Origin of the sequence: Paenibacillus rhizoplanae (assembly GCF_042684125.1) — a bacterium.
Taxonomy (GTDB): Bacteria; Bacillota; Bacilli; order Paenibacillales; family Paenibacillaceae; genus Paenibacillus_AQ; species Paenibacillus_AQ rhizoplanae.
Genome location: NZ_JBHUKY010000008.1, coordinates 20,301 through 43,134 on the forward strand (window position 1 = coordinate 20,301; position 22,834 = coordinate 43,134).

At 47.8% G+C, this 22,834-nt stretch carries 11 protein-coding genes; 10 read left to right on the forward strand and 1 reads right to left on the reverse strand.

The window, feature by feature from the left end; genetic code table 11:
• The gene (gene nspC / locus ACFSX3_RS02290) at nt 1-1,137 is read left to right on the forward strand and encodes a carboxynorspermidine decarboxylase (RefSeq protein WP_209991237.1); all 1,137 of its coding nucleotides are present in this window, start codon (nt 1-3) and stop codon (nt 1,135-1,137) included.
• Between the two features lie 503 nt (nt 1,138-1,640).
• Here the strand turns inward: nspC and ACFSX3_RS02295 are convergent.
• Nucleotides 1,641-3,176 carry a stalk domain-containing protein gene (locus ACFSX3_RS02295; protein ID WP_379312561.1) on the reverse strand — a complete coding sequence of 512 codons (1,536 nt, stop codon included), beginning with the start codon at nt 3,174-3,176 and terminating at the stop codon, nt 1,641-1,643.
• A gap of 188 nt (nt 3,177-3,364) precedes the next feature.
• On the opposite strand from ACFSX3_RS02295, the gene ACFSX3_RS02300 reads away from it, so the two are divergent.
• The 9 genes from ACFSX3_RS02300 (at nt 3,365) to ACFSX3_RS02340 (ending at nt 22,774) form a co-directional block, all read left to right on the forward strand.
• Nucleotides 3,365-3,988 (forward strand): deoxynucleoside kinase, encoded by a 624-nt coding sequence (locus tag ACFSX3_RS02300; protein WP_209991158.1) that lies wholly within the window; start codon nt 3,365-3,367, stop codon nt 3,986-3,988.
• Nucleotides 3,985-4,638: a deoxynucleoside kinase gene (locus ACFSX3_RS02305; protein WP_209991156.1), complete on the forward strand. Its 654-nt coding sequence runs from the start codon at nt 3,985-3,987 to the stop codon at nt 4,636-4,638. The genes ACFSX3_RS02300 and ACFSX3_RS02305 overlap by 4 nt, the downstream gene beginning before the upstream one ends.
• A 742-nt stretch (nt 4,639-5,380) precedes the next feature.
• Nucleotides 5,381-5,806 (forward strand): hypothetical protein, encoded by a 426-nt coding sequence (locus ACFSX3_RS02310; RefSeq protein ID WP_209991154.1) that lies wholly within the window; start codon nt 5,381-5,383, stop codon nt 5,804-5,806.
• A gap of 149 nt (nt 5,807-5,955) precedes the next feature.
• Nucleotides 5,956-6,807: a hypothetical protein gene (locus tag ACFSX3_RS02315; RefSeq protein ID WP_209991152.1), complete on the forward strand. Its 852-nt coding sequence runs from the start codon at nt 5,956-5,958 to the stop codon at nt 6,805-6,807.
• The gene (locus tag ACFSX3_RS02320; RefSeq protein ID WP_209991150.1) at nt 6,800-7,438 is read left to right on the forward strand and encodes a hypothetical protein; all 639 of its coding nucleotides are present in this window, start codon (nt 6,800-6,802) and stop codon (nt 7,436-7,438) included. The genes ACFSX3_RS02315 and ACFSX3_RS02320 overlap by 8 nt, the downstream gene beginning before the upstream one ends.
• A complete protein-coding gene (locus tag ACFSX3_RS02325; RefSeq protein ID WP_209991148.1) occupies nt 7,435-8,130 on the forward strand; it encodes a hypothetical protein in 696 nt (231 codons plus the stop codon). Before ACFSX3_RS02320 ends, ACFSX3_RS02325 begins: the two co-directional genes overlap by 4 nt.
• Nucleotides 8,120-8,755 (forward strand): ABC transporter ATP-binding protein, encoded by a 636-nt coding sequence (locus ACFSX3_RS02330; protein ID WP_209991147.1) that lies wholly within the window; start codon nt 8,120-8,122, stop codon nt 8,753-8,755. The genes ACFSX3_RS02325 and ACFSX3_RS02330 overlap by 11 nt, the downstream gene beginning before the upstream one ends.
• A gap of 624 nt (nt 8,756-9,379) precedes the next feature.
• Nucleotides 9,380-14,965, forward strand: coding sequence for a hypothetical protein (locus ACFSX3_RS02335; protein ID WP_379312565.1), 5,586 nt, complete (start codon nt 9,380-9,382; stop codon nt 14,963-14,965).
• Between the two features lie 27 nt (nt 14,966-14,992).
• The gene (locus ACFSX3_RS02340; protein ID WP_209991142.1) at nt 14,993-22,774 is read left to right on the forward strand and encodes an S-layer homology domain-containing protein; all 7,782 of its coding nucleotides are present in this window, start codon (nt 14,993-14,995) and stop codon (nt 22,772-22,774) included.
• The last annotated feature ends 60 nt before the right edge of the window (nt 22,775-22,834 follow it).

Sequence of the window (22,834 nt, forward strand, 5' to 3'; positions counted from 1 at the left end):
ATCGATATTGATATCAGCAATCTGCCGTCCCCTGCGTATCTGGTGGATGAACGGCTGCTGACGAAGAACCTGGAGACCCTGAATTATGTACAGGAGAAGAGCGGAGCCAAGATTCTTCTTGCGCAAAAAGGCTTCTCCATGCACGCCATGTACCCTCTGGTCGGCAAATACCTGCATGGCGTAACCTCCAGCTCCCTGTTCGAAGCCCGGCTGGGCTTCGAGGAGATGGGCAAAGAGGTCCATGTCTATGCTCCGGCTTATGTGGACCGCGAATTCGATGAGCTGCTTCGCTACAGCGACCACATGGTGTTCAACTCGTTCGACCAATGGAATCGGTTCAAGGAGCGGGTGCAGAACGCACCGAAGAAGATCAGCTGCGGCATTCGCGTCAATCCGGAATATTCCGAGATTGAAGTGCCGCTGTATGACCCTTGCTACAACTTCTCCCGTATGGGCGTAACCCTGCCGAACTTCCGGCCGGATGAGCTGGACGGCATTGACGGGCTACATTTCCACACGATGTGCGAGCAGAACTCGGACACGCTGGAGCGTACGCTTAGGGTGGTAGAAGAGAAGTTCGGCCCGTATCTGCATAACATGAAATGGCTGAACTTCGGCGGCGGTCATCACATTACCCGTCCTGATTATGATCTGGAGACACTGATCAAGTGCATTCTGCATATGAAAGAGACTTATAATGTAGAGATCTATCTGGAGCCGGGCGAAGCGATTGCCCTCAATACCGGTTATCTGGTAGCGACTGTACTCGACACGATGCATAACGGCATGGATATCGCGATTCTCGATACTTCGGCGGAATGCCATATGCCGGATGTGCTGGCGATGCCTTACCGTCCGGGCATTATCGGTGCCGGAATGCCGGGCGAATTCGCGCATACGTACAGACTTGGCGGCATGACCTGCCTGGCAGGGGATGTCATCGGCGATTATTCCTTCCCGGAGCCGCTCAAATACGGCGACAAGCTGATCTTCACCGACATGGCGCACTATTCCATGGTGAAGAACCACATGTTCAACGGTGTGAACCTGCCGGCCATCGCTTCTTATAATGAAGAAGAAGGCATCAAGGTGATCCGCGAGTTCGAATACAGTGACTTCAGCGGCCGGTTGTCTTAATGAATAGCTGCGAATATATAAATGCATAATAAAAGCGCCCCTTCAGCATTGCTGTTGGGGCGCTTTTTGGGTGCGCGGATGGGCAGGGGGAGCTTGCTTGATCGGCAGCCTGCGATATTGCCAATTTGCTATTTTTCTGATGAATATCCGCTATATTGCCGCTAATCAGTAATTAGTCCTGCTCACTGCTCACTGTTACTTTCCCGGTGCCGCGCTGCTTTACCTGCTGGAAATGCTGCAATAAATGCAACAATGCCGCCGCTGATCCGTCCGTTTGCGCGAAATCCTGCACAAAATTCAACAATCTGCTGATCTCAGCTGCTAATCCACCGGAAATGCTGCAAAAAGTGCAACAATGCCTAGATTAGTCTCCTAACCAGCCAATAATCCTGCATTTAGTGCAACAATGGAGGTCGGAGAGTAACGAATCATTTATAAAACGGACTATTTTCATCTGCGATGGGAGATAGCTCGTTTTGTTCTTTTATGGGAGGAAGACCTTCTTACTTCATACTAATCGCAATTCTGCTCTCCTGCGGCAGCCAGTCAACCTTCGCCCCAAGCTGTTCGCTGATGAAGCGCAGCGGCAGGTAGACGGTGCCATTAACTACAAACGGCGGTGTTGCCAGATTGACGCTTTTATTATTTACGGTGGTGGCTCCGTTCACGGTGTTAATGACGATGGTTAGCGGAGTTTTGTCGGCAGCGGTACCGGTGATCGTTACTACTTTGTCCATGGAATAACCGATAGTAGCTCCCATCTTGGTGAACAGCGAACGCAGCGGAATGAAATTCTGTCCGTTACGGGTGATAACACCGTTCGTGAAGGCAATGGATTCACCATTCAGGCTAACGGAGATTGGCTTTTGCATCGGAACAGGCTCTTTGTAGCTGAATTCATAGGTGCCGTAACCGAGTTCAGCATTTTTGTTCACGCCCCAGCCCCAGAGAGTGCCGTCATTCTTCTGCATAATGACATGTCTTCCGCCGCCTTTTATCGACTGGATATCGGAAGCAAGCAAGGTGAACTTTGCATTCGGCGACATAAGCTCTGCTGCAATCGAAGCTGCATAGACCTTGCCGTCTGAGGTCAGGGCGACAATAGATTGTTCAACGATGTAGGCATCGGTCACCTTGCTGATTCCTGAGAAGACAACCGGAACGGGTTCATCCTGATACGTGGTTCCATCCGAATATCCGGTGACCGTGGAGCCCCAGAACCATAGACGGGATTGCTTGTCAATCGCGAGCCGGCTGCGTCCATTGTTGTACAGCGCCCGAATATCTTTTAAGCTGGAAAAAGGAGTTGCAGTTATCAGGGCCGGGTCACTATTGGTTTCCGGTAAATAACTATCCTGGACCGGCCAGGTCCAGACACTGCCATCCTTGCGCAGCGCATAACTCTTTTCCAACTGGATAACATCCTTCAGATTGGGGATTTGCTTCGAAGTGGCAAGTTCGTCAATACTGGTCCAGACCGTCCCATCTGTCTTCAAGAACAGATAACGCTGCCAGTCGCTAACCTTATTGTTAAGCTTGTTGCTCTCGTAATATTGAGAGATAGCTGCAACGTGATCCAGGCCTGGAACAGGCGCAAACGGAGGGGTCGTATTGTCGTTAGTTGACGTAACTGAAGTATATACTGTACCCTCTCCAGTGACTGCCAGATGACGCGGGTATCTGCTTTGGAAATTAGTCAACTCCTTTAATTCCGGCACTGGCGTAACTTCGATGGCCATAGTCCGGGCATTGCTAGTCCATCTCCAGACCGAGCCATCCTTGGTAGTTACCAGCGCACCATTCCATAGCGGGAAAGAAGCCTGTACATCACTTAGTCCGTGTACCTGCGTAGGTACGGATTTCGTCTCACCCCAGACCCACAGGGTCCCGTCATCTTTAATCAGATAATCGGGTCCGTAGGAAGCGATGCCGGAGCCACTGCTACTAGCTACTGCTGTTGCAGCCTCGGGAGTCCAAAGAGTCAGACACGCCGTCAAAGTCATAACCATGCTCACAAGCAAATTTCTTTTTTTCATCATGATATCCTCTACTCTCTATAGGAAATTACTGAATTAGGTAAATAAATGAATATATTACCTTGAATATAGACGCTGCACAGGCACAAAAAGTTTCTTTGAAAATTAACCGTTGCTGGCGGTGCTCCTGTGGTACAATAATTTAGTCTGTTTTTTGGAATTGTCCGTACTTGAGGAGGAAATTAGCGTTAATGAAACATGCACCTTTTATAGCCGTGGAAGGCCCGATTGGAGCCGGTAAAACCACCCTCGCCACGATGCTCGCCACCGAACTACAGCTTCCGGTCATTAAAGAAATTGTTGACGAAAATCCGTTTCTGGACAAGTTCTATCAGAATATGGACGACTGGAGCTTCCAGCTGGAGATGTTCTTTCTCTGCAACCGGTTCAAGCAGCTTGAAGATACTACGACGCAGTACATAGATCAAGGGAAGCCGGTCATTTCGGATTATCATATCTATAAGAATCTGATCTTCGGGGAACGGACGCTGAAGGGATCGAAACGGGACAAATACCGGGAGATCTATCATATTTTGACCGACGATTTCCCCAAACCGAACATTATTTTGTATATCCGGGCGAATCTGGATACGCTGCTGGCCCGGATTGCCAAGCGTGCGCGTACCTTCGAAGAGATCATTGCCCCTGCCTACCTCCAGCAGTTAATTGAGGATTATGACGATGCGATGGCCTCACTGGCCCGCCGCGAACCGTCCACCGTAATTATCACCATCGACGGCAATCAAGTGGATTTCGTGGAGAAGCCCGAAGATTTCACCGCCATCGCCGAACAAGTAAAGGAGCTTATGAAATGAACAGTTACAACATCCCGGACAATGCAATTATCACGGTAGCCGGAACCGTAGGTGTCGGAAAATCGACGCTGACCGCAGCACTGGCGGAGCGCCTAAATTTCCAGACCTCGCTGGAGCAGGTGGATCATAACCCGTACCTGGAGAAGTTCTATCACGATTTCGAGCGGTGGAGCTTCCACTTGCAGATCTATTTCCTGGCGGAACGCTTCAAGGAGCAGAAGAAGATGTTCGAGCTGGGCGGCGGGTTTGTGCAGGACCGTTCGATCTATGAGGATACCGGGATTTTTGCGAAAATGCACGCCGATCAAGGCACCATGTCCCCGACCGATTATGCCACTTACACCAGCCTCTATGAGGCCATGGTGATGACGCCATACTTCCCGCATCCCGATGTGCTGATCTATATTGAAGGCAGCCTGCCTTCGATCCTGACCCGCATCAATGAGCGCGGACGCGAGATGGAGATCCAGACTGACGTCTCCTACTGGGAGCATATGCACGGCCGGTATTCCCAGTGGATTAACGAATTCAGCGCCTGCCCGGTGCTGCGGCTGAATATTGATGAGTATGATGTGAAGGACCCGGCCTCGGTGTCCGCCATCCTGGAGCAGGTAGAGCGGACGATCGGGCAGCGGGCGGCGAAGCTCTAAAGGATAGAGAACTGGAAATTTAAATATAAAGAGCGTTCCGCAGCCGGTTGAGGTTGGTGGGAGGCTCTTTTTATTTTTAGCAAGGGCATAAAGGGAATAATATACCTGTTTCAAAATAATGAATTTTGAAAAAAGGAATCAAAGGATAGCTATTGTGCAAATTGTGCCGGTTTTTTCGAATATAAGCATGCATAGACTTCACATGACAACATTTGCTAAGGACATGAAGAAGAAAGGAGAAAGTAGAGACATGATAAAAAGAATAGTCTGGATCATCAATCTTTGTGCTGCCTCGCTTATGGTTACATGCTGCGTATGAACAGATACACCTCCAAAGGATAGAGTGGGGCAGGATGCCTAACAGAATAGTCTTGCCTCTAGTTCTTCAGAAGCACGGTATTCAATATGTGACAAAAGTCTTTAGGCGGTCGACATCAATATGTTTTTCGTACTGTGTAAAAACGTCTGAACGACTTCCTTGTTTAGCCAAAGGAGTTACGTGAAGGTTTTTATCGAAGCATAGATATGTAGAACAATTAAAGAGTTTGGATTTGAGAGTATTCGACTATAATTTAAAAAAAACCATTTTTTCCTATATACGTTTCCATAATTAGGGTGGTATACTAGGAAATATTAAGCATAATTCGGAAAATTGAATAATTTATATCACGCGTATCAACATCTGCTTGATTGAGATGCCGGCCGGCTTTCAATATAGAAATATAATTAGGAGGAATATACTATGAAAAACAAAGGTAAACTAGTTATTGCCACTCTAGTAGTAAGCGCTATTTTTACCACAACATCAGTTTTTGCCGTAACAGCTTCCTTCTCAGGTTCACTACCAGCGAACCAAGGTGATACTGAGATAAGTACCTTGGTAAAAAGTAGTGATATGCCGGGCTTCAACATCATAATATCATCTTTGGGTTCCGGATCCGGTAACTACGTTAGAGCATGGGCAGAAAAAGATGGTTTTTGGACTAATCCTAATTTGTCTTCTCCTTATAATAATATACTTTACGATAGCAGTTCTAATAACGGTTGGGTTGGTGTGTCATATGATATTGAGGTACCGGCTACAGGTACAAAAGTGACACTAAACCTTGATAATCCAGTTAATATATCGTCGTCAGTTACTGTTTCTGGTCAATGGACTCCAAACTAACCGATAGTTTCATACTCATAGTGTAATAATGGGGGACATAAAGTCCCCCATTTATTGTGGTACGCACAAGGTATGTTTATCTGGTTTTCTCGAATATTTGCTTTATAAACGTAGCTTAAAATATTCGCAAAAAAGGAGAGGATAAACAAGTGGGGGGAAGGCTATTCAGTTATATCAAAGTTGATTTTAAAAGACTTCTTTTAGATAGAAAAGTATTAGTTTCTATTTTATTATTGATTATCATTGTTATAGTTGATCCAATTACAGTAGCTAGATATTTTTCTAATTATCCTGGTTTAAAAGTGACTGTTGGGCAAAACCCATTCCAATTTTGGATGTTAATTAATTCAGTAAGTTGGGGGAATAGTCTTTATAGTACTATATTTTGGTTTCTTACTGTATTATTTACTGGGTTAATTTACTACGAAGATAAGAGCACATCTATGTATATGAACCAAATTATCAGAGGAGGTAAACGTCAGTACTACTTTTCAAAGTTTATTACTACAAGTATACTGTCGTTCCTTGTAGTACTAGTAACTTTGGAGATAAATGTTTTAATGACATATAAGCTTTTCCCTGATACAGCCCATAAGACAATTAACTATGATTTTTTGGTGCCACAGGCGGGAAGTTTTGTGTATAATGCTTTTATTTCCAATCCAATGAATATGGTTCAAATCTATACATTGATGAATGCTTTAGCAATCTCCTTGTTTGCTGTGTTTTCACTTTGCATTAGTATGTTACTTAATTTGAAAAATAGGTATATTCACCTTATTTTACCTGTCATTATTCTATATATAATTAATTATATATTTGATTCATTTCCTGAACTATTTGTGTATGACATACGGATAATTCTTCAACCAGCAGCGGTAGGTGCTCTCACAGACATTATTACTTGGGAAAATGTAATAATCGTTTTTGTCGGATGGATGTTGGTGAATTTTATATTAGTTGGTGCAGTTTTTTATAAAATGAGGGATTATTATGAGTAGATTTTCTTTTTTTTGTTGCTTTACCATATATACAGCAATTAGCGGCATTATCTTCTTGTTTAAAGTCACTAATGGTCATAACTGGTTCGACCAGTGGATATATGATAGGTTTTTTGTTTTTCAATTTATTTCTGTAGTTACGATTGGATTGAATTTTGAAGCTAGTAACCTAAATGATTTCTCCTATGTGAGGCTAGATAATAGAAGGAAAATTTTAGCAAGAGAGTTACTCGGATATTACATACAAGGATTTATTTGTTTAAGTGTTATGTTTATTTTTATAATATTCGGAGCTTTATTACTTGTAGAAAATAATTTTATTATGAAATTAGCAGACTGGTATTTTAGATATTTATTAGGAATTGTCTTGTTTATTAATGTAATATCATGTTTGAAGTGGTCTAACAAAATGACCTTAAGAAAGTACTGTTTTTTAATTGTTTTTATGTGGATGGCTTTGGAGCTTATAGTATTACGATCTTATATTAGAAAATTTTTCGGTCTAGATATAAACTTGCTGTTTTCATGGGTTTTTCAAAAAGGGATAGAAAGTTATTTTTGGATGCTCGGCATGGTTTTAATTTCAATAATTCTAAATATTATGATAAGTGATAAGAAGGACTTTATATGAGGAATGTGTTTAGGCTAATTAGGCCCTCTTCTCTTGTTATTTTACTTATTGCCTCTATGGTTAGTTATTACTACTTAAAAAGCACCGGTATTAGTGACCTTACATCAATGTATCAAACTATCTTTGGAGGGAAGCCATTAAACGGCCCGCTGTTAAAGGGCTTATTTGTTATGATGCTTTCATTATTACAGTATACACTTATTGATTATATTGTTTATTATATTGATGGTTTTGAATATTTATCTATTCGGTATGGAAATAAAAACAAATGGTTAAAGGATCTCTTAAAAGGAGTTTTCATTTATACAGCAACATTTGTTATATTGTTTTATTTGTTTGGATTGCTATTTGACTTTATTTACAATAATTTTATGTTTGTTCAAACAGAAATTATAATTTTAGTTGGGGTTGTGCTAAGAATTTTTCTTTTTTGTATAGTTATCGTTTTATTGCAGATATTTTTATTACTTATGTATACGAAAACAAGTGTTTTTATAATTTCGGGTGGAATTTCAATTCTTTTAGCTATGACTAGTCATTATGAAGGCTCTGTTTTATATATTTTACCCCGATCTAGTAGTCCACTCAATTTATTATTTGATGTACTTAAAAGCATTGTTCTTGCGATCGTGCTAATTACCCTTATTCAAAAAATAAATCTTAAGAGGGAGCTAATACCCCATGAAGATTGAAGTAACGAATTTCACCAAGACGATTGGTAAAGTTAACATTCTTGAAAATATAAATGTTTATTTGGAGAGTGATAACATATATGGAATAGTTGGTAAGAATGGAAGTGGTAAAACAATGTTTTTGAGAATGATCTCTGGTCTGATACTGCCAACTAGCGGTGAGGTTAGAATAGACAATAAAGTTTTAGGTAAAGATATTTCATTTCCTGAAAATTTAGGAATACTTCTTGAAAAACCTAGTTTTCTAGGTCATCTAACCGGATATGAAAATTTAAAAATGCTAGCTAAAATAAGGAATGTAACTAAGAATGATGATATTCAAAAGTTCATGGCTATATTCGATTTGGATTGGGAGGATGAGAAGAAATTTAAAAAGTATTCACTAGGAATGAAGCAGAAATTAGGAATTATTCAAGCAGTGATGGAAAATCAACGAATTATCATATTGGATGAACCTTTTAATGCTCTGGACGAAACTTCTGTTCTAACATTAAGAACAATGCTAGAGAAGTTGAAATCTGAACATAAATTAATTGTTATGACGTCCCATAACAAAGAAGACATCCAATTACTATGTAACCATACCTTCACAATTTCTGATGGTAAAATTGAGAGTGACTCATAATATATAATATAGAGAACACCGCTAGTACCTTGACCATTGGGTTTAACTTTTCAGCTCTCTATATGGAGTAGAATGGGGTAATTCACCAATTAACAAAGAATACGTGGTTGAATTGAAATAAGATAATGCGAACGGATCCAATACCTTTTTCATACGAAGGAGACTGCTCGGGGAATCCGAATTTGCTCTCTTATCTTCATGTTGGTTGATGAAAATCAAGGATCCATTCCCAAACAAATGGAGATTATCCAGCGAGTAATGTCAGTAACGTTACGATCCACCATACCCTATATGTTATTATACCCTTGGCTTGGAGATTACCCTGAATCAATAAATGATTCGTTTAGATTGCAAATAATACTATAAAAAAACCGCAACTGAGCATTGCTCAGTTGCGGTTTTTTTGTGTTTTCAGACATTTTCTCTTAAAAATCAGGAATTTTTTCGTTTTCCGAGTATATTAACCCTATTTCGGGGCGTTTGACGCAGCTTTTGTCGAGATTTGTTAAGAGTTTGTTTAGAGCTGCCTGATAGAATAAACGCAGATATGAAAAAATAGGCAGCGAATCTTGCTGCACGCCGGACAGGAAATGATGAACGAATAAGGGGGAGCATCAATTGTTAATGAGCAGGAGATTGAAGAGATATACCTCGCTAAGCTTGATTCTTAGTATGTTGTTATCGTTAATACCCAGTTCCTTCAGCGGACTGGCAGAGGCTGCGGGTGATGATTATGAGGTTACGTTTCCAAACGGACAACATGTCGGAAACCTAAGCTATCCTGCGGATAATACGTTTCTCAACTTTTATACGAAGGTGCCAGGCTTTAAGCAGACAGAGGAAGATAAAGATGCCAAGTATGACTGGGCTAAGGGCGATATCTTTGCCGGTGTCGATGATAATGAAGCAACGGTTGAATTCCAGGTGAAAGTAGCCGACAATACCATTCTAAAGAATATGGCGGAGAGCGGACATGCGGAGATGCTTACAGGGTTTGCCGTGCTGCGGCGTCACTCCGGGTTCTTATGGACCCGTCATTCGTCCATTACAGTAAACATTGACGGAAAAAATATTATTAATGAACGAACAGGCAGCAGCCAACGGTATAACAAGTCGGCCAAGGCCATCATCAAACCTAATTCTGTTATTACCATTAAGGTCTGGGGTGAAGGCGATGACGATGGTGAAGCAGCGGGTGTGCGAGGATTCTACCTCAAGTTCCAGGATCTCAAGCGTCCGGTGATTGATAACTATACCTTTACCGGCAATGGTGCAGAACGGCTCAACGAGAATATTAACCAGAAAGAGCTGTATGTCAAAAGAGACGAGAACATCACGCTCAGCTACAATTTCAGTGAGCCGGTCAGACCGACTTCGGTAGTCAAAGACAACTCTGACTACTTCCTGCGGCACAAGCTGTTCATTAATGATCCGGACACCGGACTTCCGGCAGCCGGACAGCAGCAGTATCTGCAGAATACAAGCTTTACCAAGGATACTTTAGATTCCTACCAGAAAAAAATTGCCTACAGATATACGGGAGTTCCCTTCCATAACAGCAGCAACCTTCCGCTGAGACCGTTAATTACCGGGGGAACCACTGGCGGTGCGCAGATGGATCTGTCGCTTGATAATAAATTGAAAGAAGCCGTGCTCAGTGATGCGGCAGGCAATAAAGCGGTTGTCAATCTCAATACTGTACCGAGCAGCGGCAGCAATGCCTGGCTGGACCGGAAAAGCGGGAACCCGTTTGACTTCGACCGGGGCGGCTTCCGCGTCATTGTCGATGCCGTGCGTCCGAAGTATTCCAAGACCAAGAATGGCATTCAGCCGGAGATCCTGACCGGGGTTACGCTGAATAAGGGAGATGTAATTGACTTCACCCTCCAGATGACGGAAGAGGCGATTGCCAAAACCGGCTGGGATGAGAAGAAGACCTTCATCCTCTTCAATAACGGAATGAAAGCCTATTATGTTATAGGCAGGAATACACCGAATTGGACGTTTCGTATGACTGTGCCTGACGGGCTGACTGTGGAAACTCCGCTGCTCAAGGCCGTAGCCATATCTAATGATGCGAAGGGCGGCAGTGAGCCGATCCAGATGGATACCGATGTTATCCAGGATTACGCAGGCAACCTGATGATTCAGCCTGCTAACTTCGATGGAATTCATGAAGAGAAGTTCCCTAATATTGAGGGCGGTGACTTTTCACTCGCCAACTCCAAGATCGACTGGGCGAACCTGTTCATCGACAATACGGAGCCGGTAATCGGTTACCGGTTCGAGACAGGCGGCGCGACGGATACAACCTATGCCAAAAAAGGTAAGGTTACGATTGACGCCAACGATCCTTCTATTAAAGTACCGCATCTTGATCCTACCGTAGGTGACCGCGGTACGGAACGGCCGAGCCGGGGAATCTACCGTCCTTCCAATATGAGTGCGGAAGCCTCCCCATCGGTAGGGCTGGTGTACTACTGGTGGAGCCAGGATAAGGCTGATCCGTTCGCCGGTGTAGCCGGAGACCATTACGCAGCCCTTAAGCGTTATGCACTCTCCGCCAAGCAGCCGTCGGATGAACTGTATCCCGGAGAATTCGAGAATATAGAGCTGTCGGTAGTGAACAACAAGACGAACCTGCTTGCTCCTCCGGCGGAGGCCTTCGAGGAAGGGAACAGCGGTGAGTGGTATCTGCATACCTGGACTGCCGATATGTCCTGGGATTCAGCCAGAGAATTGATGCAGCATGAGAAGAAAGACGTCTACAAGAATACCCATGAGGAACAGTATAAAGCTTGGAAAGCAGAGGCACCGGGATCAGAGACAGATAAAATCTTCTATGCCGATAATCAGGCGCTGGCCGCTGTTGGACAATACGGCGATAAGAGTGTCTGGCCGCTTGAAGATTTCAAGAAGGACGATTCTAACTGGAAGCATGAAGTAGGCGTTCTTAAGCTGGACAACCAGGGGCCTGCCATTACGCTAGCCGCCGAGGATACCGCTACGGTACAGGCTCTGGTGAAGGACCCGCATAGCGGAGTCAGCAGCGTGCAGTATCAATGGGTGAAGGACGGGGATTCCCCGGCGAGCGGAAAATGGGCAGATACACCATATTCCGGCACGACCGTAACCCGGTCTACCTATGAGGATATTGATGAGGACGGCTCCTACTGGCTCTATCTGAAGGCGCTGGATAAAGCGGGCAATGAGACGATCAAGACGCCGCAGGAAAGAGCAGTGGTTGTGAGTTCGGAGGCTGCGATTCCAACGCAGTTCACACCGGAAGCTAATCCAAACTATGTGAAGAGTCATGATGTTACGTTCCAGATCAGCGGTGTGCATCCCGATTATGTGGGCTATGCCATCAGCGACAGCTCTCTTCGTCCAGGGGATAGTGAATTCACCGGGCTGGAGGTTTCTGAGTCATCCGGTATATCTCCACTGTCTGAGAAAAGTTTGATTGAAGACGGATTGGAACCGGAAGCGTCTGGTGCTCCTACAGAGCCAAGTCCTCCGGCTGAGCCGGAAGTTATAGCAAGCATCGGGCCGGTAGCCATTATGAAGTTCCTGTCGTCCGGGCCAACAGCGCCTTCGTTGACGCCGCTTGAATCGGAAGAGACTCCGGCACCGGATAACAGTGCCGAGCCGGTAGCGACAGCTGCTGCTTCGGCAGAACCAACTGAACCGGCAGCGGCACCTGCTGCTTCACCGGAAGCCTCCGAACCGGCGGCAGGAAGCACCGATGCCAAGCTGGCAGCCAAGGGCCTTGGCTCTTCTGTAAGTGAAGCCACTTACAGCTATGTCGTTTCTGCTGAAAAATTAAAGCTGAACGGAACGCAATACATTCATCTTATGGTGAAGCACAGCGACAAAACGTATTACTACTCGAAGGCTTATTATTTTGATAATGAAGCACCGGTAGTATATTTCAGCCCTGATAGTATTGCTTACCCGCTGCCGCTACAGAAGACGCGGATCAGCGTGTCGGAATTCTACAGCAAAACAGGACTTGTCAGCAAATATAAATGGGTCAGACAACAAGCGGGTGCAGAAGTACCTACAGAGTCTTCTACAGAATGGAAGGACGTACCGGCAGGCGGTTCGGTGTCCATTGACGACAAATCGCTGAAAGCGGGAGAGATTGCCGAATACCGGTTATATGTACTCGCGGTTGACGGGGCGGGCAACAGCTCTGTGACGGCAAGCGCAGGAACCTTCAAAGTATCGGCAACCACACAACCGGAGGCACCTGTGTCCAATGCCAAGTCTTCTCTGATCTATCTGTCCGGTGATGATAAGGACGGCTACACGGCAATTCTGAAGCTGAGTCTTGAAACGGAGGACAAGACCGGTTATGAATATTCGGTCTCACCGGATAACGGGGTGAGCTGGCTGAACTGGAAGCCTTACACTAACTTCGTAGCAGTGAAGGTTCCGACTGGTGATCCGAAGTTGCTCCAGGTGGCGGTGAAGTACAGAACGCCGGGAGGTCTGATCAGTACAGCGGCTAAGCTTGATGTCGGGGAAGGCACTCCTACCACCGTACAGCCGGTATATGCACTCGCAACGCTTAGCGTGAACAGTCCGGTCAATGCTACGGTTGGTGCGGATATTGAGATCGCGCTCCCGCCGGGTATCCGCGTAATACCTTCGAAGATTAACCCTTCGGTGCCTGTGCGGACCGGGAATACATTCAAGATCTACGAGAATGGTTACTACAGCTTCGATCTCACCGATCTCAGTGATCCGGACCGGACAGATACGCTGTATCTGGTCGTGAAGAATATTGACGGTACTAAGCCTGAAGGAACCGTTGAATATTCATACATGGAGAGTACGAACGGTAATGTGGTTGCCCTTCTCCAGAGCACCTCTGAGCCGGTCACGGTTGTGAACAATGGCGGCAAGACGGCCTATACCTTCACGGAGAACGGCAAGTTCGAATTCGAAATTAAGGATGCAGCCGGAAATGTCAATAAGGTTGAAGCAACGGTTGCGAACATTAACAAGGAAGTCCCTAGGGTAAAAGTAGTCCGTTCCTACCAATATGGCGAGAATGGAAGCCAGACCTTCGGCACCCTGAAGGATAACAGCGGCAATGTGCTGTTCTCTACTGGGGTTACGGTTACGGTAGAGAAGGCGGATGCTTCGGCTAAAGCGTTCAACATCATCAGTCCGGATAAGAGCATTACACTCATGGAGAATGGAACGGCTTCATTCACTGTGGTGGATGTATACGGCAATACGACAGTTATCAAAGAGAAGGTAACGAATGTTCTCTCTGCGCCGCCAGTACCGGACAAAGTGGCCTATACCTTTGTAGATGCCGAAGGCAAAGCGGTTCCGGCCGATCAGATTGTGACCATCGGCGGACAGAAATATGCCAAAGGCAAAGTGAAGGTTACGCTTAGCGGCACAGTAGCTGCCCCTAACCACATGTTCTCGGGCGTAAGACCTATTCAGGGCGGAGCCGCGTATACGAACCAGATCAGTAAAGCGGATGGAACGTACAGCTACTCGCGTGCTTTTGAGAGCAGCGGTTCAGCGGTCATTGCCATCTCGGATCTGCTGGGCAATGTGAACAAGGTTCCAGTGACCATTGCAGGACTTGATAACACAGCACCTGAGCTGACACTGAACAAGGAAACAGTAGGGATTGTTCAGAACAAGAAAGACTTTAACTTCCGTACGGATCTCGGTGGCTTTACCGTTTCTGATAATGTATCGGCTGAAGCTAACGTGAAAGTATCGGTCAGCGGACTGGATCTGAGCAAGCTTGGACGCCAGCGCGTAGCGTACACAGCAGTTGATCAGGTAGGCAATAAGTCGGTGGTCTATCAGGATGTGGTGGTCGTGAAGGACGGCGGATTGCTAGTCTTCGGTAACGATACCTTAATCTCAGCTTCATCCGGCGAATCTGCATTGTTCAATACCAACACCATTACCTTCAAGGTATCCGGCTTCAACCTGATGAAGGTAGGCGGAGTAGACAAGGTCAATCAGGCAGGAACGTTCGATATTCTGTATTACCCTGGTCTGTACCGCGAAGGACAGCTGAAGCTGGTGAAGCAGAAGCTAAGCTACGCTGAACTGGTCAGCAGTAATTTCAAGGTCACCTTCCCGAAAACAGGCTGGTACACCATTGTGGTGAGAACCCAGGAGCGTGACCGTGAATTTGCTACCTTCTTTGTCGGCAATCTGAAATAGTTGAAACAAGAACAGGGGGAATACTTGGTGAAGTTGTTGAAACGCATAGTAGCGGTGATGCTCACCTTAATCATGGTATTTCTGTCCACCTCCGAGAGCTTCCATGCTCTCGTCGAGGCGGCCAGCAGTACCAAGACAACCATGATCCAGAATGACTTTATTAAGGTCACCGTGGATAACGAAACGGGCCGCTACGGCATTCGCACTGTAGAGGGTCAACCGATCCGCAAGAACGATAATAATGTAAACCTGCTGTTCCAAGGAGATGATCCGGAGACGTCGTTCACGACGTTCCGGATTGACGGAACAGATTATATTTACGGCAATAAATACAAGTTCGATAACAGCCATTATTCAGAGACTACGGCACCTAAAGTAGTAGAAAATTCGAATGGAACCAAGCAATTGGAGATGATCTGGAAGATTAAAGGCGTAGAGATCAAGCAGATTCTGATGCTCTACACCGACAGCGAGGATGCTGTGAATTCCGGGAATGTCAACATCCGCTATGAAGTGAATAACAAGAGCGGTGCGCAGGTGCAGATCGGCAGCCGGATTCTGCTGGATACGATGGTCGGCGGCAACGACGGACCGCAATTCCAGATTGGCACAGCTTACAAGTCACCGCTACAGGTAGAGCGGAAGCTGGTGCATAACCCGGAGGATGATGCCGGAATCCCGGAAGAGGATAGAGCATACTTCAAGATTCCATCTTACTGGGTTATGCGCGACAAGCTGGATCTGACGAATCCTCAGGCAACCAATGTGGTAGCCTATGGCTTCAATAACTTTGCCGAACAGAATATTAATATTGTGGATGAAATGATTGTCGGACACTGGAATGGCCTGGCGAATACGAAATGGGATTATAAAGTACATCCCAACCTCGACTTCACCAGAGACACCAATGATTTCGGCACGGCGGATTCCGCGGTTGCCTTCTATTGGAACCCCGAGAAGCTGGCACCGGGAGGCTTCCAGAGCTTCGAGACTGTATACGGACTCGGTGAACTTACTGCACCGGATAAAGTGTTCTCGATCCGTTATGTGGATCAGATTCAGCAGTTAGCCACGGCTCCCCTGGAACCAGGCGAGTCGGTGGCATCGAAGTACGCGGACAACGGGGTCTTTACCATCACCACTGAGGTGGAGAACCTGCAAGCCTATAATATGGAGCACTCCAAGATCGAAGTGGAGATGACGCTGGAGAGCGGCCTCAGCTTCGTCAGGCAGGATGAGAAGGGCCAGGATGTTAAGGATGCCAACGGCAATCCGGTCCTGGAGAATTCCCGCAGCAAAATGCTGGAGTTCAAAAAGTCAGCCACACCTGATGAAGCGGCGATGGGCATTGAGCCGAAGTACAAGCCGGGTGACGCGATTACCGCGACCTTCCGTGTTCAAGCCAAAGGCAGACCTTGGCCGGTCACCCGGGAGTATATGATTTCCGCGAGAAGCCCGGAAACGCAGGGCAAAATCGAAGGCGTTAAGGATGAGGGCATCAAGGCCCAATACGAATCAACACGAAGCAACTTCATTCTGCTGCCGCCGGTCGGGGAAGCAACCGCTACGTATTCCTATGCACTTGCACCGGCAGAGCTGTATAGCACAGATGTGAAATATCTGACGGTGAATCTGTCCAATATTGAAGCCTATAATACGGGCAATGCGACTACAGCGCCTAACTTTGATCTGTACCTCAAGGATAAAGCGAGCGGAAGCCGCTACAAAGTCAATGTGCAGGATGCAGTGGTCATGCAGCCTACAGATGATGGCTACTCCGGCGCAATGCGGATTACGTACCGCGGCGGGGACAGCGTGGACGAAGGCGGTAATGTGCTGGAAGCCGGGCTTGGACCTGAATTGCCGCTCGGTGAATACCAGGTGGAGATTGATTACAAAGGCGATGCCGGCGGGGATGAGGAAGTAGCGGCTCTCTATGATATGACGACTCCGCAATCTTTCCTGGTCACTGATAATAACGACACGCGAATCCGTGAAGCCGGAGTGATGGCCGTATACAGGGAAGCTGTCGATATCAGCGGCCTTGCGAACGGCGCTTCAGTGAAGGAGGAGTTGCTGGATCAGCTGAATTCGCTGTTCCCGGGTGAGCCGTTCAAGAATGGTTCGTTCCTCTACTCTGCTGTAACTGATTATAAGAAAACCAAGGCTGTATTCGGCGCAGCCAGCAAGGCCGTTGATCCTGAATTCGATATCAGCGAATTCATGGATGACGAAGCGCTCAAAGAAACGCCTATGTATGCCTACAAATTGTTTGCAACAGAGGAGGACTTTGAAGCCTTCCAGGAGGAAGCAGAATCCGAGGACCCTGAATTCGACCGTGAGATTCTGGTTACGGTCCGCGGAATGATCAAGCAGGTAGGCACGGGTGATGAAGAGCAGGTCATCGTGGATACCAAGACAGAACCAGCCATTATTAATGATGCTGTTGCTTATACAGGTAAGGATCTGGCTTTTGTACGAGGTAAGCTTGATATATTCGGAAATACTCTTCCGGGCGATCTGCCCTTCCTGGACACCTTGTTCATCAAGGGTGACGGGGCGCTAAGTGTTGCGAGCAGCGGGTTCGTCTTCCATAAGGGCGAATGGACGCTGGATTTCTTCAACGGCTTCTCCAAATCGCTTGGGGATGAGAACTATAATCCGTCCAAGGTGGAGACACCAGAGGATGAGGAGGAAGAGGAAGAAGGTAGCAAGGAGGATAAAGGCAATGACGGCAATCCGGAAGACGACAGCCAGAACGGCAGTCTGAAGTGGGCCATCGGCGGCGTGGGTGACCGATTGAACCCGCTGCGCCAGATCATGATCGGGGATGTGTACTTCAACAAGCAGTCCTTGTTCGGGGCTCCAAGCTTCGCAATTGACGGCTTTGGCTTCTCCTTCAATGATTTCATTCTGCGGGAGAATGGTATTTCCTTCGGCGGTTCCCTGTCGCTGAAGATCATCAACTCCGAAATCAAGAATGTTATTTTCAACAGTGTAGGCTTCTATGGTGTGGATGCCTCACTCGGCTTCGATCTGAATCAGGAGATGGGCCTGTTCGGACCGGATAAGAAGAAGGATGCTGATAAGAAGAAAGGCCCGGATAAACCAAGCGGCAAGGTTACGATCAAACACGCGGTGCAGGGCAAGGGGATCGGTAATGAATACGGCCTGGAGTTCGCGGCACAGCTGAAGAATATGATGGGTGTAGAGATTGAATTCTCGCTCAAAAAGGTAAAAGACGGCCGGATTCTTCCGGATGTGATTGCCTTCGGGGCGGAGCTTCCGCAGCCGGGTATCCTGGTGACGGGTGCAACGTACCTGACAGCAATACGGGGAGCAGTGCGTGAACTGGCAGATACGATTGCCGGCGGCACGGCACAAGATCCGTTCCCGTTGATGATTCAAGCAGGCGTAGGCATGCGGTTCGGGATTGCTCCGGCGTACTTCTTCGGAGATGTAGACCTGACCGTGAAGCGCACCGGCCTTAAGGTGGAAGGCAAGCTGGATTTCGCTGCCAAAGCCGATGCGGAGAAAGACGACCGGCTTCCGATGCTGACCAAAGCGCTGCTCGAGGCGCAGTGGGTAACGCCATGGTTCGTGCGCGTTGAAGCAGAGATGGATATCGGCGGTTGGGACATCATCATCGGGAAGGCGGGCATCTTCGTCGGACAGAATCTGGAGAAGAACCGCACAGATTTTGAAGGCTATATCAGCTCGAAGGTGCAGATTCCGAACGATGTACCGATTGTCGGCGGCATGCCGCTGTCGAGTATGTTCCTCGGCGTCAACAATGATAAGGTCTGGGGCAGCATCGGTATTCTGCTGATCTCCTTAGGCATTACTTACTACTGGAGCGGCGGCATTGAATTCGGTACTTCGACCGATCAGCTGCCGGAGGGAATGATCCATCTGGTGGTGGATGATCCTGAGCTTGGACCTCGTCTCATGGTGATTGGTGCAGGCGTGCAGACGCTGGCCACCTCCAAGGTAGCTTCCGAGGAAGAGAATCAGGAAATTATCTACCGTAAGGTAGATGAGGGAGTCAAATATGTAGAGAACGGATCAATCAATGTCGGCGTAGGCGGCATTACGGTCAAGAACGGCGGCAGAATCCATGAGATTCCGATGGATGGCGTAGCCGGCAATGCAATCATTGAGATGGAGTACAGCAGCAAGGAGTTGCCGGAATTCAAGCTGCAGGATGCATCTGGCAAAATGTATCCGGTGAAATTCGATAACACGAACACTGATCCTACGGCAAATGCTTTTACACAATATATTCCTGCAAGCTTCAAATCTGAGGATCCATCCAGGCTGAGCGATGAAGTGGACATTCGCAGAGCTTATATCATTATTCCTGAGAATGAAGCTACAAAAGGCGGCACTTGGAAGCTGACAGCCGTCTCGGCTGTTGACACCAAGCTGTTGAATGTTCCTACCCTGCCTACTCTGGGTGAAGTTAACCTGGCGAAGGACAGCGCGGATGCGAATAAGTTCACAGCCTCCTGGAAGGTTGCCAACGCAGCCGAAGGCGATACAGTGAACCTGTATCTGGCTGAGGATGCGGTGACAAGCCGCAAGGAAATGCTGAATGGGCAAGAGATTCTGCAGACGGGTGATCCGGGTATGCTGATCGCCAAGGATGTACCGGTCGGAGCTGGCGGCTCGGTTAGCGGCGGAATCACGAGCGGCAGCAAAGTGATCGATGTCACCAATGTAACATTGATGGGCAATCCCGAGGATATCCGCGGGCTGCTCAGACAAGGCAACTATTACCTGCGGGCCGAGCTGAAATCCAGCGCGAACTTCGGGACGAAGACTTCGCCGCAGCGCTTTGAAATCATTGATCCGCTGGCACCGCAGAGTGTCAGTGATGTCAAGGTTGAGCCTGCCGGCAACGGATTGTTCTCACTCTCCTTCAAGCCGGGAGCGAAGAAATCGGGACAAAGCGGCTTCGAGCACAGCTACGTGGTCGATGCGAAGCTGGATGCTGAAGGCAAACTGAGTGAATATGCTCCGTTTGGAGAGCTTTTGTATACCGAACAGGAGCTTAAGCCTTACTGGAATGCATCCACAGGCAAATACGAAGGTCTGTTGATTGGCGGCTGGAAGGCTGTATCTACAACAGATGAAGTCTATAAAGGCAGCCTTGAAGGCTCAGTGATTGACTTGAGCAAGGTGAAATATGTCGGCCTGGAAGTGAAGAAGAATTACGTCATCGGCGTCACTTCAGCAACGGTTCCAACCGAGGATGCCGACAAGCATCAGAACTATCATTATGCTGAGCGGCGTGACAGCAGCAGCACCTTGCTGCCAACTCCGAATCTGCCGGATCTGACGGTATTGAGTTCATCGGGGACGGTAGATGCCTCCTCCGGGAACTACGTTAACCTGTTAACGAATGAAACGAAGCAGAAGCTGACGCTCTCTTCCAAACAGTCCAATGTGACGGTGGAAGCATTCTATGCTGATAAATCCATCGCAACGTTAGCTTTGACGAACAAGGCCGGCGGCGGAAGCGAAGGCATCCTGAATCTCGACCAGTTCCAGACAGACGGCCCATTCGCTCTTGAACTGAGAGCCAGAAATACGGTGACCAAGGATATCTCAGTGACCATGCTCTATCTGACGGTAGATACGATCGCACCGGTCCTGTACCTGACGGAGCCGGTAACGGGCGAACGTACCGCACAGGGCGCCGTTCGTGTAGCCGGAACGACAACTACAGGAACGAAGCTGAGTGCAGTTTATACCGTGAGTCAGTTACAGTCTGACGGCAAATACAAAGACAAGGTCATCTCCAAGGAGCTTACGGTAGATCCGAAGACGGGAGATTTCAATGGAATGGTGGAAGTGAATTCTGAGGAGCCTTCAGTGGCGCTAAGCATTGTCGCAACTGACGATGCGACCAATCAGAACACAGCCATTGTGGATATAACGAATGCCGGCTTCAAAGTACCGGTTGCCCTGATTCTGAAGGGAGCAGAGACGCTGACGCCGGGTGCGGCAGGCCAAATCCAGGCTTATCTCAAGGTTTCGGATGGCAAGGACGGGAACGGCAAGCCGAAATTCAAGGAAGAGCCTATTACCGGTAAGGATCTGGCTAATCTGACTTATGAGGTTGCCGTGGGTGATGCGGTATCCTTGTCGGCGCAAGGCAATGTTACTGCACTGGCTACAGGCTCCAGCCTGATTGAGGCAGAGTATAAGGTGTCCGAAGGTGTAACGCTTAAGGGCATGCTTGCGGCGACTGTAGCTGTTCCGGATACGAAAGAATTAGGTACTGTGCAAGCCGTATCTTCTCCGATTAGCGGCGACAGCAACCACACGAAGATTACGGTGACTTCCGCCGGGGATATGACCGGACAGCAGATCGCTTACAAGGTCTTCTCGTCGAGTCCGGTGGAATTGAAAAAAGATGACAATGTAAGCTCATGGAGTCTGCTTCCGCTCGATGGTATCGTTACAGCCCATCCGGGTGCCATCGTTGTGCTGGCCAAGCGTACCTCCCTGGACAAGCTCGTTAGGGCATCCGGCAGTGTTCCTGCATCGGTCTGGACCAGCAGCGGTTCAGGCGGAGGCGGCGGTGCTGGCGGAGGCGGTGGCGGCGGTGGTGCCGTACCGGGAGTTGTTGAAGAACAAGCACCGGAGCAGGCAGCCCAGATTACCGTCAACGGCCAGGCCGTAACAGCGGAGTGGGATGGACTTACGGCTATCGTCCGGATTACGGATAAAGAAGCTGTAGCAGGCAGTGACCTCACCGTAAGCTCCACTGATCCGAATGCCAAAGCATTCAGTATCCGTGTAGACCAGAGTGTGGTTCAGCAGCAGCTGACTGCCAAGAAGAAGATTGTGATTGAAGTTCCTATGGGCCAATTGGCCATTGCTCCTGAGAATCTTGCAAGTGTGACCGCCGGACTTACTATCGGCATTGGCGGTAATAGCACTGCTGACCAGCAGGCGATGAAGACAATTGCGGATCAGCAAGGATTCACGCTTATGGCGGCAGGGCAAGGTGTAACGGTGAACGTTAATCTGCCGAAGGGCAGCTGGACGCCGGCGCTTGCAGCCAAGATTGCGATTCCTGCGCCGCTTGCTGCCAAGGAAATTACGGCCATGGTGCTTAAGGATAAAGACGGCAACTGGACAACGGTACCGTGGAAGCTGGACAGCAGTGGTACGGCAGTGAATGTACAGCTGACCGGCGAAGGCACCCTCTTCTTCATCCGCAACCTGAAGACCTTCAAGGATATGCCTTCAGGCTGGGGTAAGGAAGGCATCGCAGCGGCATCCGCCAAGCTGTTCGTGCTAGGAAAATCTGCGGAACTGTTCGATCCGGCAGGTAAAGTGACCCGGGCAGAATATCCAACCATTCTGCTGCGCGTTGCAGGTCTTATGAACAAGCAGGCAGCTTCGGCAGGCTTCAGTGATGTCAGCGGCAGCAGCTGGTATAACCGCAGCGTCTCCATTGCAGCCGAACTGGGCATTGTTACCGGACTCGAAGGCGGCAAGTATGCGCCTAAGGATACGCTGACAAGAGTTGAAGCGATGACGATGCTGGGCAGATTGCTGAATCAGGTCCACGCAGGCAGTGAACTCAGCGAGACTGAAGTCACTTCGATCCTCAGCGGTTTCATGGACAAGGACAAGGTTCCGGCATGGGCAAGACAAGCGGTGGCAACGAGCATTAAGAACGGAATTATTCTCGGGGAAGGCAACAAGGTGAACCCGTCCACTCCGCTTACACGTGAGCAGGCGGCAGCCATTGCCATCCGTCTGGATCAATTCATTACAGCCAAGCAATAACAAGAATGTGCCCGTTCGCTCGCAAGCGGGCGGGCACGCTCTGCTGGGAAATCCTTAAAT

Coding starts and splice junctions, on each gene's coding strand:
- ACFSX3_RS02300 (WP_209991158.1), top strand. CDS start 3,365: ATGAAACATGCACCTTTTATAGCCGTGGAAGGCCCGATTGGAGCCGGT.
- ACFSX3_RS02330 (WP_209991147.1), top strand. CDS start 8,120: ATGAAGATTGAAGTAACGAATTTCACCAAGACGATTGGTAAAGTTAAC.
- ACFSX3_RS02310 (WP_209991154.1), top strand. CDS start 5,381: ATGAAAAACAAAGGTAAACTAGTTATTGCCACTCTAGTAGTAAGCGCT.
- ACFSX3_RS02320 (WP_209991150.1), top strand. CDS start 6,800: ATGAGTAGATTTTCTTTTTTTTGTTGCTTTACCATATATACAGCAATT.
- ACFSX3_RS02325 (WP_209991148.1), top strand. CDS start 7,435: ATGAGGAATGTGTTTAGGCTAATTAGGCCCTCTTCTCTTGTTATTTTA.
- ACFSX3_RS02305 (WP_209991156.1), top strand. CDS start 3,985: ATGAACAGTTACAACATCCCGGACAATGCAATTATCACGGTAGCCGGA.
- ACFSX3_RS02295 (WP_379312561.1), bottom strand. CDS start 3,176: ATGATGAAAAAAAGAAATTTGCTTGTGAGCATGGTTATGACTTTGACG.
- ACFSX3_RS02335 (WP_379312565.1), top strand. CDS start 9,380: ATGAGCAGGAGATTGAAGAGATATACCTCGCTAAGCTTGATTCTTAGT.